The sequence below is a fragment of the Pseudoclavibacter sp. 13-3 genome (assembly GCF_021168475.1).
Taxonomy (GTDB): Bacteria; Actinomycetota; Actinomycetes; order Actinomycetales; family Microbacteriaceae; genus Pseudoclavibacter_A.
The window spans coordinates 74,503-90,673 of the sequence record NZ_JAJOZT010000001.1 but is presented as its reverse complement, the minus strand read 5'-3'; the positions used below and the strand labels follow the sequence as shown (position 1 = coordinate 90,673).

Here is a 16,171-nt window from a genome sequence, read left to right as displayed (position 1 = left end):
CCCGATGGTGCGACTCGGAGTGGCCGGCATGCAACCGGTGAGGCGCTCTTCTTCGGCCACACTGCGGAGACCGCCGGCAGCCCCTGCGGAGCGGCCATGCGCCGGTTGCGGAGGGGATGCGTGTGCTCTGCGGATGCGCTGTGACTGACCCGCTCGATATGCGCGCGCCCGCACGACGGTGCGGTGAGCGTGCGGAGAAGGCGGTTCTCGTGCCTCGTCGATGCCCGTAACGTGACAAGCATCGCACTGACGACGACGCAGTCTGATGCCGAGCGGGCGGTGCGCGAGAGGGGAGAGTTCACTCATGACTTGGGGACTGGTCGTGTTCATGCTGGCGATCGTGGGGGTGACCACGATGATCTGGGGCGCTATCGGTCTCATACGCTGGCTGACCGAGCGTGACCAGCGGCGAAGGCCGACCGTGCCGAAGTGGTCGAGCAGCGACATCGCCGTGCTCATGGCAGCGCACAACGAGGAGGCTGTGCTCGAGGCATCGCTTCGACGCGCTCTGAGCCAGTTCTCGCCAGAGCAGATCCATGTGGTCTCAGACGGATCAGCCGACCGCACGGCAGACATCGCGCGTCGACTCGGCGTGCGGGTGCTTGAGCTGAATCCGAATCGTGGAAAGGCCGGTGCGCTGAGCGCCGGCATCACGCACTTTCGTCTCACCGACCGCTACGAGTTCGTGCTGCTGCTCGATGCCGACACGCACCTGGCCGACGATTACTCGATCACCGCGCTTCGCCTCGCCGATGACGACGACGTTGCAGCGGTCGCCGGGCGCGCGCGCACTCTGCATCCCGAGGCAGCCGGGTCACTGCTGGGGCGTCTGCTGGTCTGGTACCGCGAGCGCGTCTACACAGTGGTTCAGTACCTGCACAAATACGGCCAGGCGGCGTCTTGGATCAACGCGGTGTACATCGTGCCCGGTTTCGCCAGTCTCTATCGTTCGCGGGCCATTCGGCAGATCGACATCGACGCTCCCGGTCTGGTCATCGAAGACTACAACATGACTTTCGAGGTGCATGCTCGTCGGCTCGGCCGTGTGGCATTCCATCCGCATGCCGCGATCGCCTACACACAGGATCCAGACACGCTCGTCGACTACACGCGACAGCTCAGCCGGTGGACGCTCGGATTCTGGCAGACTCTGCTGCGACACAGACCGCGGCCGAGCCTGTTCTGGGCAACTGTGCTGGTGCACGCCCTCGAGCTGGTGCTCAGCTCGCTGATCACCCTGCTCTGGCTGCCGCTGTTCATGGTCTCGGCCATCTGCACTGCCGCCGTCTGGCTGCATCTCGACGGCAACAGCTGGGGGGCAGTGGTCGCCAGTCAGTTTCCGCCGGTGCTGCTGCTCGCCGGGCTCTGGCTCCCAGACCTGTTGGTCACGCTCATCAGCAGTGTGCTGGGGCGCCGCTGGGGCATGCTGCTGTTCGCGCCCTTCTACCCGTTCATGCGCATCTACGACGCGAGTCGCTGTCTGCGTTCTCTTGCTCGAGCGCTCACTCGCAGACGTTCCAGCGGCAGCTGGATCAGTCCGGATCGCCGCCCTGAGACCGTCGAGGCCTCGTCGAGCACGAAGAGCCGCCGTGAGCCTACTGCTGTTCAGACAGAAGGGTGAGCAGCTCTCGGCGCGAACGCACGCCGAGCAACCGGTAGATCGCGGTAAGCCGAAGCTCGACGCTGCGCACCGACAGAAAGAGACGCTGGGCGATGTCTTTCGTGCGCAGCCCGGCACGCACGTACTCCAGGACTCGGCGCTGCTCGTCATCGAGTCTGGAGAGCCCGTGCGAGGCTGTCTCGCGCTGTCTGATCAGAAATCCCTCGGCCTCTGGTTCGGCCTCGCGGATCAGCCGAGCGCTGGCGAGCACGTCCTGTTCCAGAGAGCTCTCATCGGTGACGATCCCGCCCTGTTCGAACGCTGTGACTGCGTACTCGATCGCGTGCCGGCCGGCGTTCTCGTCACCGGTCACGAAGAGCCAGCGCGCATAGCCCACGGCAGTGATCGCAAGCTGCACGGGCCCGGCGGCGTTGTGCCGCGGACCCAATGCAATCTGCCACTGCTCACCCACAGTCGGGGCGACGGGGCAGATGCCGCTGATGTCGATGCCGACCATCTGCAGATCTGCCACGACATGATCGATCACCTGAGACGTCCACTGCTGCGGCGAGCGCGCCTCTGCGATGACGAGCTCGGCCAAGGCATCCTGAGCAGCCGCGAATCGGCCGCATTGCAGGGCTGCCTCGATCACGTCGCCGTGCAGACGCATGACGCCGGGCAAGGCGATATCGGCTGTCGCCGCACGAGCGCTCTGCAGCAGGCGCAGGGCCCTGCGTGGATCATGAGCGAGCAGAAGCCTGCCCAGCAGAGCCTGTGAGCGCGCCAGCTGCACCGCGCTGCCAGGGTCGGTGGCCGGGTCGATGATCTCATCAAGCAGCCGTCGGGCACGGGCGGAATCCCCCAGAGAGGCGGCCTCCCATGCTGCCCCCCATGTGTGCTGCCAGTGGCGCAGCCGCGAGGTCGGGTGCTGCTCGAGCCTCTGGAGTGTCGATCGCATCGCTGAGAAGTTGCCGGCTGCGACTTCGATCTCGATCAGCAGATAGAGCGTCGACTCGACGTGCAGGCGCAGTCCGTCAGCGGTTTCGAAGGCCAGAGCACAGGTCTGCCGTGCTTGCTGCCAGCGCTCGGCCAGGCGATGCTCCTGTGCCTGGAGCAGCAGTTCCAAGACGCTGAGCGTTCGTCGCCGGCTGAGGATGCGCGGGGCACGGCCGGCAGCTGACCGTGCGGTCGTCGGCGCCGTGGTCGCCTTCGTCGGCTGCGCAGACGCCGCTGGTGAGACAGCCGCGGCAGACAGGGTCTTCGGTGTCGTGCGGCGCAACTGAACGGGCGCTGCCGGGGATGCCGCGGGCGTTGCCGGGGATGCCGCGGGCGTTGCCGGTTCATCTGCGGCGATCGTCTCTTGCAGTGTGAGCTGCTCGATCAGAGCCCGCGAGCGCTGCAGGATACGCGCCGCGACCGTGTCAGTCTGGGGGAGCTGATCGGCAAGGTGCACGAGCTGGCGGGCATCGCTGACATGACAGAGCAGCAGTGACCGTGCGCTGAGCTCGGCAAGCATGCGCAAGGTTGGCGCTGGCGCCAGTTCACCGTACAGATGCACGGTGGCATAGACGTTCGACAGATCGATGCGGCCTTCTTCCAGCAGTTCGAGTTTGAGCTCGAGGTGGGCTCTCGCGACCGACGTCTGGGGATCAGACAGTGTCGTCGGCAGCATGTGCAGGTACCTCCGTGAGATCGCGAAGTATCCACGCGCGCACAAGAGACGGAGCGTCTCCAGCCAGTCGTGCACGAGCGACTCGTCAGCATTCACGAGATCGGCGACATGTTCAGCGACTTCAAGCACCTGAATCAGCTTGACATCGGCAGCCGGGCCATCGGCTGCCGCCGCCAGCGCACCGGGCAGGCTCGCGATCAGCCGATGCGAGAGTGAGATGGATTCAGCGGCCTCTTCGGAGCCGCGCAGCCGAAACCAGAGATGCAGGAGTTCCTGGCCGTCGGCCGTCGCGTCTGCCAGACGTTGCAGGGTCTCCTGTCGCTCAACCGCAGTGAGTCCCCAATAGGTCTCGGCTCGCAGCCGCTGACTCACCAGAGCGACGAGGCCGCCGGAGGATGAGACGATCCGTTTTGCGATGAGTTCCTGGACCGCGGGCCATCCTCCCGGCTGCAGATCGCTGATCAGTGCGACCGGCAGATAGCGCGAGCAGGCGAGCAGACGAACGACGTCGCAGGTCACGATGCCGCCCTCGAGAGCATGCTCTGATGCAGCGCAGGTCGAAGCTGCCTCGCACTCCGGTCGTCCGACGTGGTTCGCAGACAAGACACGCTCAATTCGCGCCAGCGACCGGGTGCCCTGCAGTTGCGAGGCATCGACGCGATCGAAGAGTCGGAGCATGCAGTCTCCATCGCCGTCGCTGAGATATCCGACGATCTGAACGACGGCCGGGTCTGCCCGTACACCGTGCCGGTGCGCCAGACTCAGTTGCTCCCGCGGAGTCAGAGGGCTCAGCCGCATCCGCTGCAGCCCGGCCAACGCGGGCGGGGAGTCTCCGTTCGTCGAGACCGCCAGCAGACGCACCGACCCGTCGCCGGCCCGAGCCGTCTCGGCAAGCAGGGCAACGACGTCGGCATTCAACGAGTTCAGATCGTCGACGGCAAGAACCGTGGTGCGTCCGTCGGCAGTGCTCTGCAGCGCATCGGCGACGCTCCGGCCGAGTTCAACGACAGTCGAACCGGTCACAGACGTGGCGGGAGCGATTCGAGCGGCAACCTCGGCAGGCGACTCCTCGGCATCGGCCCGGCGCACTTGCACCACACACTGGTCGTCTGGCAGGGCCTCGATCACCATGGACAGAATCAGCCGCCCTCGCGCACAGTCGCCGTCTGCATCAAGCAGCAGTCCATGCACGCCGAGGACGTTGGCCCCGGCGGCAGACCGTGGAATCGACGTCGCCCGCAACGATGCCAGCACGGCATCGACGTCGCTTGATGTGAAGAGAGTATTCGGCGTTCTCACGCAGCCCCCAGTCGCTGTCGGGACGCACAGCGTGTCTGCGACTCTGCAGGCACTGCTGCACGTCTGGTTACAGCCCCTTGATGACTATCTTGCGCGATGCCCGCGATTATGTCCATTCCGCGCGTCTGAAAGCTGCGCCCCTGCACAGGCGAGACTCGGGTGCTGTGCCTGCCCGGCCACACTGCTGCAGGCGCGCCCGGCTGCCGCAAGACAGTCAGTGACGCAGCCGCACCTGTTCGCCGAACAGACTGTCGAGCACCTGTCGCTGGCCTGCAGAGAGACGCCTCGGACGACCGGTCTCGGGATTCATGAACACAAGACCGTTCAGACCGGTCGCCGCGACGGGGGAGGAGGGCTGCTGCCTGATCTCATAGCTCAGCTCGCAGTCCGCCCCACCGATATGGCTCACCCACATGTCGATGCTGACCGGTTCGATCTCAAGACGCAGCGGCATCAGGTACTCGACCCGCTGACCGGTCAGGAAGATCGGGCTGCGGCCGAGATTCTCGCCGTCGAGACGGGGCAGCGTTTCGCCGTCGCACTCCGCCTGGGCGAAGAAGAGCACTCGTGCCTGTTCGACCAGAGCGAGCACTGCCACGTTGTTGATGTGCCCGTAGGCGTCCGCGTCGCTCCAGCGCAGCGGCACGCTCAGGTGCAGACGACGGCTCATGACGGGTCGAGACTCACCTCGGTGGGGTGCAGGACTCGCTCGAGGAACTGCCGTGTGCGCGGATGCTGCGGCGCGGTGATGACCTGCTCGGCCGGTCCGTGCTCGACGATGACCCCATCGTCCATGAATGCGACGACGTCGGCCACGTCGCGTGCGAAGGCCATCTCATGGGTCACGACGAGCATCGTCATGCCGGCGCCGGCGAGCTCACGCATGACGGCGAGCACATCGCCGACGAGCTCGGGGTCGAGCGCGCTGGTGGGCTCGTCGAAGAGCATCAGCTTCGGGTTCATGCTCAGGGCTCGGGCGATGGCCACACGCTGCTGCTGACCGCCGGAGAGCTGAGCGGGCAGCGCGTCGCCGCGATCGGCCAGTCCGACCTTCGCCAGATTCTCGAGCGCGATGCGCTCTGCCTCGGCCTTCGGCCGACCGAGCACTTTCACCTGCGAGATCATGCAGTTCTTCAGCACGGTGAGGTGTGGAAAGAGGTTGAACTGCTGGAACACCAGACCGATGCCCTGACGCACCCGATCGATGTCGACGTCGGGATCGGTGATCGTGTCGCCATCGACCTCGATGACACCCTCATCAGGAGTCTCGAGCATGTTGACGCAGCGCAGCACAGTCGATTTGCCCGATCCCGAGGGGCCGATCAGACAGACGACCTGGCCCGGCTCGACAGTCAGATCGATGCCTTTGAGCACCTGGTTGTCGCCGAACGACTTCGTGATGCCGTGAATGCTGATCGCGCTCATTTCGCCGCCTTCGTCTTGAAGCTCTTTCGCGTCGTCTGCAACTCGAACCTTCTGGCCAGCCAGCTCAGCGGCAGTGTGATGATCAGGTAGCAGGCACCGGCGATGACCAGCGGAGTCAGTCCGGCATCGGGAGCCGTCAGCGCCTGACGCCCGAACTTGCTGAGCTCGTACTGGCCGAGCGAGAGGCCGAGCAGGTAGACCAGCGAGGTGTCTTTGGTGAGCAGGATCAGCTCGTTGGTCAGCGGCGGCAGCACCATGCGGAAGGCCTGAGGAAAGACGATCGAGATCATCGCACGCGACTGCGACATGCCCAGCGAGCGAGCCGCCTCGAGCTGTCCCGGTGGAACCGCCTGCAGGCCGGCGCGGAACGTCTCGGCGATGTACGCCGCCGACACCATGCCGAGCGACAGCATGACGGTCACGTAGATGTTCAGATTGATCGAGAACGCACTCGGAATGCCGTACCCGAACGCGATGAAGACCAGCAGGGCGGGCAGGCCGCGGAACAGTTCGATGTAGACCGAGGCGAACCAGCGATAGGGGGCGACGGATGACATCCGCATCAGCGCGAGCACTGCACCGCCCAGCAGACCGAACCAGAACGAGATCAGCGTGTAGATCAGCGTGTTCAGCAGTGCGACGCTGATGACCTGCGGAAACTGTGCCGCCGCCACGGCTGGGTTGAAGAACGTGCTGAGAAACTTCGGCCAGTCGGTGACGACGGCCAGCATGACCACGACCACCACCAGCACGGCGTACTGAATGCCACGCGAGACGCGTGCTCGTTTTGCGGGAGACATACCTTGTTTATCGCTCTCTCTCAGCGTCTGATCACGCTGATATCTTTACACGGTCGAACCGGTGCGCGACACGCCATCGTGCCGCACACCCCGTCGAACACGGGTCAGGCCGTCGCCTTCACACCGTACTTGTCGAAGATCGACTGCAGTGTGCCGTCGCTCTGAATGCGCGTGAGCGTCTTGTTCACCGAGTCGAGCAGCTCGCTGTTGCCCTTGCGCACCGCGATGCCGTATGACTCGCCTGTCGCAATGGTGTCGACCATCCGCAGGTTGGCGAAGTTCTTCAGGTGTTCGCTGGCGGGCGCGACCTGATCGATCAGCACGTCGAGCGAGCCGTTGCTGACCTGAGTCGCGGCGAGCGTGGCATCTTCGAACCCCTGCGGCTGCAGGCCCTTGTCTGTGACGTACTCCTGACCCGTGGTGGCGTCCTGCACGGCGATGGTGTGCGTGCCGTCCAGAGCCTGATCGGCCGAGGTCACCGTGCTGCCCTCTTTCACGACCACGGCGAGATCGTCGTGGAAGTAGGGCTCTGAGAAGTCCATCTTGGTCTTGCGCTCGTCGTTGATCGTGATGGCGCTGATCGCGATGTCACACTTCTTGTTGTCGAGATCCTGCCCCGACTGCAGACCCTCGAATGCGGTGTTGACCTGTTTGAGGTCGACACCGAGGTCTTTGGCGATCTCAGCCGAGATGTCGGCGTCGATGCCGACGATCTTGTCGCCTTCCGGCCGCTCGAACGGCGGGTACTGCGCTTCGGAGCAGGCGGTGAGCGACGCGCTGTCGTTGAGTTTGGCGTCGCCTGCGGTGCTGGTGCATCCGCTGAGGGCGAGCCCGCCCACGGCGGCGAGGGCGACTGCGGCGACGAGCTTCGAACGTGTTCTCATGGGCGTGTGCCTCATCTCTTCGACTGCACGCGGCGTTGCGCGCACAGAATCATGGACAGAATCCGGCAAGTGTTCGCACAGACTCTGTAAAACTGACTCCTCATCGTAACCAACCGGATGTTTCGATCAAGTATCATCCGCGGAGTGCCCCGAGGTCAGCTCCGAGAGGCGGTGCCCTCCACGACCGCCCAGAGGTCGTCGTAGGCGGATGCTGCGGGGGAGTGCGGCGCGAAGGTCGCGACCGGTGCACGGCGCAGCCCCATCTGCTCCACGATCGACGCCGACGGCACCACGACCGGCACGATACGCGGGTCGAGACCAGGAAGCTCATCGATTGCGGTGGCCTGCGCCTTGCGCCGACGATCAGCCATCGAGAAGAAGCCGATGACCGGGGTCTTGGCGTCCTGGGTCTGCACCAGGTCGGTGACCTGATCGAACGCACGCAGTGACAGAGCCGCAGGAATCAGGGGAACGACGATCGCATCCGCCGCATCGATCACGTTGCGGGCGACCAGCGAGGCACCGGGCGGGGAGTCCAGGATGACCGTGTCATAGCTTTCGCTGAGTCGTTTCAGCACTCGGTGCACGCGGCTGGTCGACTTCTTCGTGTCTTCGAGATGCAGATCGAGATCGCGATACGACTCATCAGCCGGCAGCACGTCGAGCGTTGGATACTCGGTCTGGCGAATGCTCCGCGCGACGTCTGCGTCTCCGCGGATGAGCCGATCGACGCCGCCTTTGACCTTGGGCTTGACGGAGAGCAGATACGTCGTGGCGCCCTGGGGATCGAGGTCCCAGAGCAGCACGCGCCCCTGCTGGCTGGCCAGCCATGCGAGGTTGACCGCCGTGGTCGTCTTGCCGACGCCGCCTTTGGTGCTGTACACCGCAATCGTCTTCATGCGGCACATCTTAGTGTCGTGAAGTGAACGGCGGTCGTGGTCAGGCGGCGCGCGCGGTGATCTTCGAGATGTCGATCGACTGCGTCGGCGGTGCCGGATGAGTCGCCATGGACGCGTGAGTCGCCTTCTCGGTGACATCGAACGATTCGCGGTAGTGCCCCAGGAGCAGCTGTGTCTGCGAGGTGAGAGCCGAGAGCGAGTTGAAGACGATGCCGGTCACCGGCATCAGCACCCACTGCAGGATCATGCCGAAGGAGCGCATGCGTCCGTACCGAGCGGGGCGCTTCGGCAGCATGTTGAAGCCCAGCCACATCATCAGCAGGATGCCCAGCAGCGCGACCTGCTGCACGGTTCCAACGATGAAGGGAAGCTTGAGCACCAAGGTGTCCATGAAGTCGGCACGCATGCTCATGACGAAGGGGATCCACGCGCCGAACGCGATCAGGGGCGCGATGCAGGCGAGGCTGACGTGGCTGTCGAGCAGCTGCAGAAAGCGCACCATGTCTTTGAGCAGTGGAGTGCCCGCGGTGCGGCCGAAGATGCGCACGCCGACGTAGGGAACGTCTGAGGCGCCGTACGACCAGCGCTTCAGCTGCTTGAACTGCGCCTTGATGGTGCGGCCGTACGACTCGGTCAGCACGGCGTCCTGGTAGATCGGCACGTGGATGCTGATCACCTTGTAGTCGCCGTTGAAATGGAAGTAGCTGCGCCAGTACTGGTGGCCGTCTTCGACGATCGTGCGCGTGCTCCAGAAGTCCATCTCGACGAGGGCGTCAAGAGGCTGAGAGTGCGACGCGAAGTTGCGCAGAGAGAGCGGGCGCATCGAGCTGATCAGGTTCCAGAAGGTGTTGCCGTTCGCGATGACGCGGCTCGGCGCCGGAGCATCCCAGATGTTGCCCAAGAACAGCGAGATCGGCTGGAACGACATGCGCTTGCGTTCGGGGTGCACGATGTACTCGTAGCTCACGTAGTCGAAGTAGGACGGGAACGGCACGTTGTCGCAGTCGAGTGTCGTCACGACGACGTCAGAGTACTCGAACTCGCTCTCGTCGACGATCTGCTGCAGTCGGCGACCCGCGAACGTGATGTTCGCACCTTTGCCCGCCATCTCGCCGGCAAGCAGCTCGGCCGGATGACGTACCAGTTCAAAGTGACCGAAGCGGTCGCCGAACTCGCGCTGCACTCGCTTCGCGGTGAGCTCCATGCCCTGACCGCCACGCTCTTCGTAGGCGAAGAGCACTATGAGACGATCGTTGTCATAGGTGGTGTCGGCCAGTGCCTGGAAGGTCGGCGCGATGACCTCGTACGGCTCGTTGTATGCCGCCACGATGACGGCGTTGCGCAGCTGAGAAGGCTTCGGAAAGAGACGCGGGTCGGCGGCGACCGCTGCGAGGTTGCGACGGTGGCGACGCACCTGGAACGCACTGCGGGGTTCATCGATGACAGCGGTCTCGGCCGACTCGAGCTGAGCCAGTCGATGCGCCCAGTCGACGTCTTCGGCAGACTCCATGCGGGCGTTGCCGATCATCATCTCAGCGCCCGAGCGCACTGCCTTGAAGAGCATCATCAGCACGATGACGAGCAGGCCGCAGGCGGCGACCACGGGGTTGAAGAACGAGATGGCCACCAGCCCGAGCAGGGTGCCATAGCTCAACAGGGCGGGAAGCATCTCGAGAAAGCGGTACCCGCGGGTGCGCCCTCCGACTGGAAGCTCGTTGTCCATCAGCAGTCATCCTCTCGACACGGCCTGGTGATGAGGCCAGTAACCATACTGGTGCGACTCTTGACGCGGCTCAACGCGGTTTGGTAACGAAACCGCATCGATCGTGACCTTCGGGTCGCCGGTACGGCCTTGAGCCGATCGGACCGGGCGGGCCTGGGCGAAGGACTTCCGGGTCAGATCGGCTTCGCAGAGACTAGAATCGCTCCTATGCCACGCCTCACCACCAGAATCCTGCTCAGCTGCGCGGCCATCGGTGTCGTCACCGGTCTGCTCTTCATGCTGACGGGAGGGCTGCACATCGTGCTCATCACGATCGCCCCCTGGGCATACGGCGCTCTCATCGGTCTCTATTTTCTGCCGGGAGCGATCGCGCAGGGAACATATCGGCTGCCGCTCGTGGGTCTCATCACCATCGTTCTGGCCGGGCTTCTCACCGCGATCTCTCCCATCCAGTCTCTGGGCTGGGCCGTCTTCGCCTACCTCGTGCTGATCGGCGTGCTTCAGGAGCTGCCGTGGGCGGTGACCGGTTACAGGCGACGCACGCGCACTGCGGCGATCATCGGCGCGATCGTCTCCGGAGCGCTGTTCGGCCTGCTCTTCGCGCTCGTGTTTCACGGGAAGACCAGTTCGGTCTGGCTCGACGTCACCCAAGCTGCTCTGACCGTCGTCTCAGTACTGTTCTTCACCCTGCTCGGCTGGGTCGTCGCCGGGGCTCTGCACCGCGCCGGCGTCGGGCGCGGCTGAGACCTGCTCTCGGCGATCGAGTCGCCTGGGATCGATTCCCGAGGGCGCACTCGGCGCCGTATGTCAGGGCGCTGTCATACTGTTGGGATGCAGTCGAGTCAGGCTGCGAGAAAGGATCACTCCGTGAAGAAGCTGTTGGCCGCATTCGCTGCGGCCGCTCTCATGATCGGCCTCGCGGGCTGCTCCGCCCAAGGCGACGGCGTGGCCAGATCGGTGAAGGTGAGCGGCGACTTCGGTTCGACGCCAGATGTCACGTTCGACACGCCGCTGAAGGCCGACGACGTTCAGAAGAATGTCGTGATCACCGGCGACGCAGACAAGATCTCGAAAGACGACACCGTCTCTGTGCGCTTCGCACTCTACAACGGCACCGACGGCTCAGCGTACACCGACGACTCCGGCTGGCAGCAGACCATGTCGCTCGACTTCTCGCAGTACGATCCCGCGCTGGGCGCCGCACTCGACGGTGTTCCGCTGCACTCGCGCGTCGTGGTCACCTCGAGTGCGGCGAAGCTCTTCGGCAGCGATGCCCTGAACGGCAGCAGCATGGATCCGACACAGCCCCTGGTCGCGGTGTTCGACTTGGTCGACCAGGCGGTCACCGATGATCAGCCGACCCGCGACGACTTCACCGACGCCGACTTTCCGGCGGTGACGTTCGATGCCCAGGGGGTGCCCACGATCGCTGCGGCACAGGGCAACCCGCCGTCAGAGACGAAGGTCAAAGTGCTGACGCCTGGCTCAGGCGCTCAGGTGACCGCCGCCGACTCCGTCACCGTGCACTACGAAGGCGTGAAGTGGCGCGACGGTCAGCACTTCGACGGCAACTTCGGGTCAGACCCGACGTCGTTCGCCCTCACCGGCGTGATTACGGGCTTTCAGAAGGCACTCGTCGGGCAGCAGGTCGGATCGACCGTGCTGGCCGTGATGCCCCCGTCAGACGCCTACGGCAGCGCCTCGGGCAGTGCGCTGCAGCATGAGGCGCTGATCTTCGTGGTCAAGATCGAGTCCACGGCCCCAGCCACAGCCCAGTGATGCACGCGCGCATGTCGTCTCGGCGAGCTTCACCCAGCGCCGCGATGCGCCCGTCTGTGACGAACCGCCCCGTGCCGGGCACCGACGCGCGCCTGATCGCCGTGCTCTGCGTTCTGCTCTGCATCGTGCTGGCGCTCAGCGGATGCTCCAATGCGGTCGCTGACGGCTCGGCGTCACGTGCAGTGCAGGTCTCCTCCGGCTTCGGCCTCGAACCAGACGTGCACTTCGACGCACCGCTGGCCGTCGACCGCCTGCAACGCACGGTCGTCACCAGCGGTGACGGCCCGAAGATCACCGACGACACGACCGTCGCAGTGAAGGCCAAAGTGATCAGCGCTGATGACGACGCTGCGATCAGCGCCCCAGGTTCATGGCCTCGTGCGTTCACGATGACCGTCAGAGACGCCGAGCCCGGAGTGGCCAAGGCGGTCGCCGGTCTGCAGGGCGGCAGCCGCGTGGTGGTCACAGGGAGCGCTCAGAGCTTCTACGGCGACGAGCGTCTCGGCGCCACCGGTCTCGCGCCCGACCATGGGGTGGTCACGGTGCTCGACGTCGCCGTCCCGCCGACCGACGATCGTCCCACGCAGCAGAGCCTCGCCGACGACGATTTTCCCCAGGCCACGTTCCAGGCGGGGCGTCCCGTCGAGGTGACGCCGGGCAGCGGCCGGCCGCCTCAGACGACTCAGGTCAAAGTGCTCACGCCCGGCACCGGCCCGCGGGTCGGCGAGGGCGGCGACTTGGTCTTTCGCGCGTACACGACCACGTGGGGGCTCGGCGACGTGGTCGGCGACGACTTCTCGACCGGCGCCTCTTCACGGGCGCTCTCTGCGCTGCCCGAGGGACTCCGCAGTGCGATGAGCGGGCAGGCGGTCGGCACGACTCTCATGGCGGTGGTCCCTCCCGCGGAGGGCATCCGAGACCAGCTGCCCGAAGCGCTGAAGCATGAGACGCTGGTCTTCGTCGTCACGATCGACGGCACCTCGCTGGCCACCGGATAGCCCACTCGAAGCCGAAACGTCCGCCGCACGTCGTCAGGAGAGACACATGCCCACATCTCTGCAGCAGATCATCGACGCCGCCGAGGCGCTCTGGCCGACCGCGCTGGCCGAGGAATGGGACAACCCCGGCCTTGCCGTGGGCGATCGCGCCGCCGACGTCACCCACGTCCATCTCGCGCTCGACGTCACCGCAGAGACGCTGGCCGAGGCCCGAACGGCGGGCGCGCAGATGCTCTTCACCCATCACCCCTCGCTCTTTCGCCCGGTGCGCACACTCGACGCGGCATCCGCCGGCGGGCTGCTCTTCGCCGCCGCCCGCGACGGCATCGCCCTCTTCAGCGCGCACACCAACGCCGACAGCGCACCGGGCGGCGTCAACGCCGTGCTCGCCGATCTCATCGGCCTGCGAGATCAGCGCCCACTGATTGCCGCCGACGAGGAGCATGCGGATGCCGGACTCGGGCGACTGGGCCGGCTGCCGGCTGACACGACCCTGGGGGAGTTCGCCTCGAACATCGCGCGTGTGCTGCCCTCGACGGCGTCGCAGGTGCGCGTTTCGGGCGACTTCGACCGCACGGTGAGCACTGTGTCGCTGTGCAGCGGCGCCGGAGACTCCCTGCTGCAGCTTCCGCAGGTTCAGGCAACCGACGTGTACGTGACCGCCGATCTGCGTCATCACGTGACCCTTGACGCGCGCGCAGCCGGTCTGCCTGCAGTCGTGAACCTCTCGCACTGGGCGAGCGAATGGGTGTGGCTGCCGGTCGCCGCAAGGCAGCTCGCGGAGCGCCTGCCCCAGGTGCGCTTCACGGTCAGCCACCTGCGCACCGATCCCTGGGACTTCGCGATCGCCCAGTGACCTGTTTTCGACCTCGATGCTGGATTCGGCTCAGCGGGGGAGTAGACTCTCTGGCTGGACGGGATGCTCATGCGATCGCGTGCCAGAGAGATCTGGTCCGAGGAACGTCCGGGCTCCACAGGGCACGATGGTGGGTAACGCCCACCCGGGGCAACCCGAGAGCAAGTGCAGCAGAGAGCAGACCGCCAGCGTCGACCCCGGTCGTCGCTGGTAAGGGTGAAACGGTGGTGTAAGAGACCACCAGTGGGCATGGTGACATGCCCAGCTGGGTAAACCTCATCGGGAGCAAGACCAAGCATGGAGGTGGGCTGCCCGCCTGTACCTCCGGGTAGGTTGCTGGAGCGTGTCAGCAATGGCACGCCGAGAGAGATGATCGCACCCGGTCACGGCGCCTCGTGCGCCGCGGCCGGCGACAGAACCCGGCGTATCGAGCATCCCGTCCACACTCCGGCCATCGTCGGTCGCCGCCGGCCCTCAGAGGTCGACGGCGCGTCTGCGGTCAGCCGATCGTGACCACGGCGAACTCGGCGGCGCCGATGATGCCCGCGTTCTGGTCGTAGCGGGCGATGCGCACCGGCGTCCTGACATCGAGATGCGGCAGAAAGAGCTCCGGCGCACTCGAGATGCCGCCGCCGATCACGAACAGTCGCGGCGAGAACAGACGCTCCAACACCTGGTAGAAGCGGCTGAGGCGCGCGCCCCAGTCGGCGAAGCTGACGCCGTCGCGCTCGCGTGCCACGGGCGAGGCGACGCGTTCGTAGTCGGGTTCACCGTCGATCTCAAGGTGCCCCAGCTCCGTGTTCGGAATCAGCAGGCCGTCCTGGATCAGCGCCGAGCCGATGCCGGTGCCGAGAGTGGTCACGATGGTGAGACCGCGCTGTCCGCGAGCGACGCCGCTGTGCGCCTCGGCCCACCCGGCGGCGTCCGCGTCGTTGACGATCGCGACCGGCACGCCGAAGGCTCGGCTGAAGTGCGCCGCAGCGTCGTGACCGATCCACTGGGCCGAGACGTTGGCCGCCGAGAGCGTGATGCCGTCGACGACGACGGAGGGCAGCGCGACGCCGATGGGCATCTCGATGTTCCATCCGCCGGCGGCCGCATCTCGTGCGGCGACGCCTTCGAGGCCGAATGCGCCGAGCACCGCCGGCTGCTCCAGCAGCGCGCCGACCAAGTGCTGGGCGGCGCTCACCACTTGTTCCGGCGTGGCCTGCTGCGGCGTCTCGACGGTCAGCCGATCACTCAGCAGGTCTCCTGTGGTCGTGTCGACGATGGCAGCCTTGATGCCGGTGCCGCCGACGTCGATTCCGATCGCCTGCGCCACGATCAGCTGTTCTCGACCAGCGAGCCGGTCAGGATCTCGGCGCCGTCCGCATGGATGACGATGGTGTGCTCGAACTGCGCGGTCAGCGATCTGTCGGCAGTGGTCACCGTCCAGCCGTCCTGCCATGTCGTCCAGCGGGGGCTGCCGATGGTGAGCATCGGTTCGACGGTGAAGACCATGTTCTCTTCGATCACATCGGTGAAGCGCTCTGGGTCGTCGTAGTGGGGGATGATCAGCCCCGAGTGGAACTGCCGCCCGACCCCGTGACCGGTGTACTCGCGCACGCTGCTGTAGCCGAAGCGCTTCGCGTATTTCTCAATGGTACGGCCGATGACCGAGACCTGACGGCCTGGCTTCGCCGCCCGAATGCCGCGCAGTGTGGCCTCCAGCGTGCGATCGACCAGATCGCGGGCCTCCTGACTCACCTCGCCGACGAAGAACGTTCGGTTGGTGTCGCCGTGCATGCCATTCTTGAATGCGGTCACGTCGACGTTCACGATGTCGCCTTCTTCAAGCACGGTGTCGTCGGGGATGCCATGACAGATGACCTCGTTGACCGACGTGCACAGGCTCTTCTGAAAGCCGCTGTAGCCGAGCGTCGAAGGGTAGGCGCCGTGCGACACCATGTAGTCGTGGCCGACCCGGTCGATGTGGTCGGTGGTGATTCCAGGACGGATCTCGGCGGCGATCGCGTCGAGAGCCCCGGCGGCGATGCGGCTCGACTCGCGGATGCGCTCGATCTCTTCGTCGTCGTAGGTGTCTCCGAAGCCCGTCTCGTCGAAGTCTTTGACATCGACGTAGAACGGCCGTTCGATGGCGGCGGGTACGGTGAGACGGGGACTGTGGAGACCAGGAATCATATGGCCTTGTGCATCTTTCGGCATGAGACGATTGTACGCTGAGCAGTGACAGCCC

General features: G+C 65.4%; 14 protein-coding genes and 1 other RNA gene. 6 read left to right on the top strand and 9 right to left on the bottom strand.

What is annotated here, in order from left to right:
• Positions 1-304: 304 nt before the first annotated feature.
• Positions 305-1,621, top strand: a complete 1,317-nt coding sequence (locus tag LRX77_RS00460; protein WP_231830883.1) for a glycosyltransferase — start codon at positions 305-307, stop codon at positions 1,619-1,621.
• Here LRX77_RS00460 and LRX77_RS10445 read toward each other — a convergent pair.
• From LRX77_RS10445 to LRX77_RS00425, 7 genes are all read right to left on the bottom strand, one after another.
• Positions 1,596-4,571, bottom strand: a complete 2,976-nt coding sequence (locus tag LRX77_RS10445; protein WP_231830882.1) for a LuxR C-terminal-related transcriptional regulator — start codon at positions 4,569-4,571, stop codon at positions 1,596-1,598. The two genes, LRX77_RS00460 and LRX77_RS10445, sit on opposite strands and share 26 nt — an antisense overlap.
• Positions 4,572-4,785: 214 nt before the next feature.
• Positions 4,786-5,241 (bottom strand): acyl-CoA thioesterase, encoded by a 456-nt coding sequence (locus tag LRX77_RS00450; protein WP_231830881.1) that lies wholly within the window; start codon positions 5,239-5,241, stop codon positions 4,786-4,788.
• Positions 5,238-5,996: an amino acid ABC transporter ATP-binding protein gene (locus LRX77_RS00445; RefSeq protein WP_231830880.1), complete on the bottom strand. Its 759-nt coding sequence runs from the start codon at positions 5,994-5,996 to the stop codon at positions 5,238-5,240. The genes LRX77_RS00450 and LRX77_RS00445 overlap by 4 nt, the downstream gene beginning before the upstream one ends.
• On the bottom strand, positions 5,993-6,796 hold the full coding sequence (locus tag LRX77_RS00440; RefSeq protein WP_231830879.1) for an amino acid ABC transporter permease: 804 nt from the start codon (positions 6,794-6,796) through the stop codon (positions 5,993-5,995). Before LRX77_RS00440 ends, LRX77_RS00445 begins: the two co-directional genes overlap by 4 nt.
• A gap of 104 nt (positions 6,797-6,900) precedes the next feature.
• Positions 6,901-7,680 carry an ABC transporter substrate-binding protein gene (locus LRX77_RS00435; protein WP_231830878.1) on the bottom strand — a complete coding sequence of 260 codons (780 nt, stop codon included), beginning with the start codon at positions 7,678-7,680 and terminating at the stop codon, positions 6,901-6,903.
• A 155-nt stretch (positions 7,681-7,835) separates the two neighbouring features.
• Positions 7,836-8,579 carry a ParA family protein gene (locus tag LRX77_RS00430; protein ID WP_231830877.1) on the bottom strand — a complete coding sequence of 248 codons (744 nt, stop codon included), beginning with the start codon at positions 8,577-8,579 and terminating at the stop codon, positions 7,836-7,838.
• 40 nt (positions 8,580-8,619) lie between these two features.
• Complete coding sequence (locus LRX77_RS00425) at positions 8,620-10,302, bottom strand: glycosyltransferase (protein WP_231830876.1); 1,683 nt, start codon at positions 10,300-10,302, stop codon at positions 8,620-8,622.
• Positions 10,303-10,509: 207 nt separating this feature from the next.
• On the opposite strand from LRX77_RS00425, the gene LRX77_RS00420 reads away from it, so the two are divergent.
• The 5 genes from LRX77_RS00420 (at position 10,510) to rnpB (ending at position 14,378) form a co-directional block, all read left to right on the top strand.
• Positions 10,510-11,046, top strand: a complete 537-nt coding sequence (locus LRX77_RS00420) for an ECF transporter S component (protein WP_231830875.1) — start codon at positions 10,510-10,512, stop codon at positions 11,044-11,046.
• Positions 11,047-11,169: 123 nt separating this feature from the next.
• Positions 11,170-12,081, top strand: a complete 912-nt coding sequence (locus LRX77_RS00415; protein WP_231830874.1) for an FKBP-type peptidyl-prolyl cis-trans isomerase — start codon at positions 11,170-11,172, stop codon at positions 12,079-12,081.
• A gap of 56 nt (positions 12,082-12,137) precedes the next feature.
• Positions 12,138-13,079 carry a hypothetical protein gene (locus LRX77_RS00410; RefSeq protein WP_231830873.1) on the top strand — a complete coding sequence of 314 codons (942 nt, stop codon included), beginning with the start codon at positions 12,138-12,140 and terminating at the stop codon, positions 13,077-13,079.
• Between the two features lie 46 nt (positions 13,080-13,125).
• The gene (locus LRX77_RS00405) at positions 13,126-13,935 is read left to right on the top strand and encodes a Nif3-like dinuclear metal center hexameric protein (protein ID WP_231830872.1); all 810 of its coding nucleotides are present in this window, start codon (positions 13,126-13,128) and stop codon (positions 13,933-13,935) included.
• 59 nt (positions 13,936-13,994) lie between these two features.
• Positions 13,995-14,378: RNase P RNA component class A (gene rnpB / locus LRX77_RS00400), an RNA gene on the top strand.
• 56 nt (positions 14,379-14,434) lie between these two features.
• Here rnpB and LRX77_RS00395 read toward each other — a convergent pair.
• On the bottom strand, positions 14,435-15,256 hold the full coding sequence (locus LRX77_RS00395) for an ROK family protein (protein ID WP_231830871.1): 822 nt from the start codon (positions 15,254-15,256) through the stop codon (positions 14,435-14,437).
• A gap of 2 nt (positions 15,257-15,258) precedes the next feature.
• The gene (map, locus tag LRX77_RS00390) at positions 15,259-16,140 is read right to left on the bottom strand and encodes a type I methionyl aminopeptidase (RefSeq protein ID WP_231830870.1); all 882 of its coding nucleotides are present in this window, start codon (positions 16,138-16,140) and stop codon (positions 15,259-15,261) included.
• Positions 16,141-16,171 lie beyond the last annotated feature (31 nt).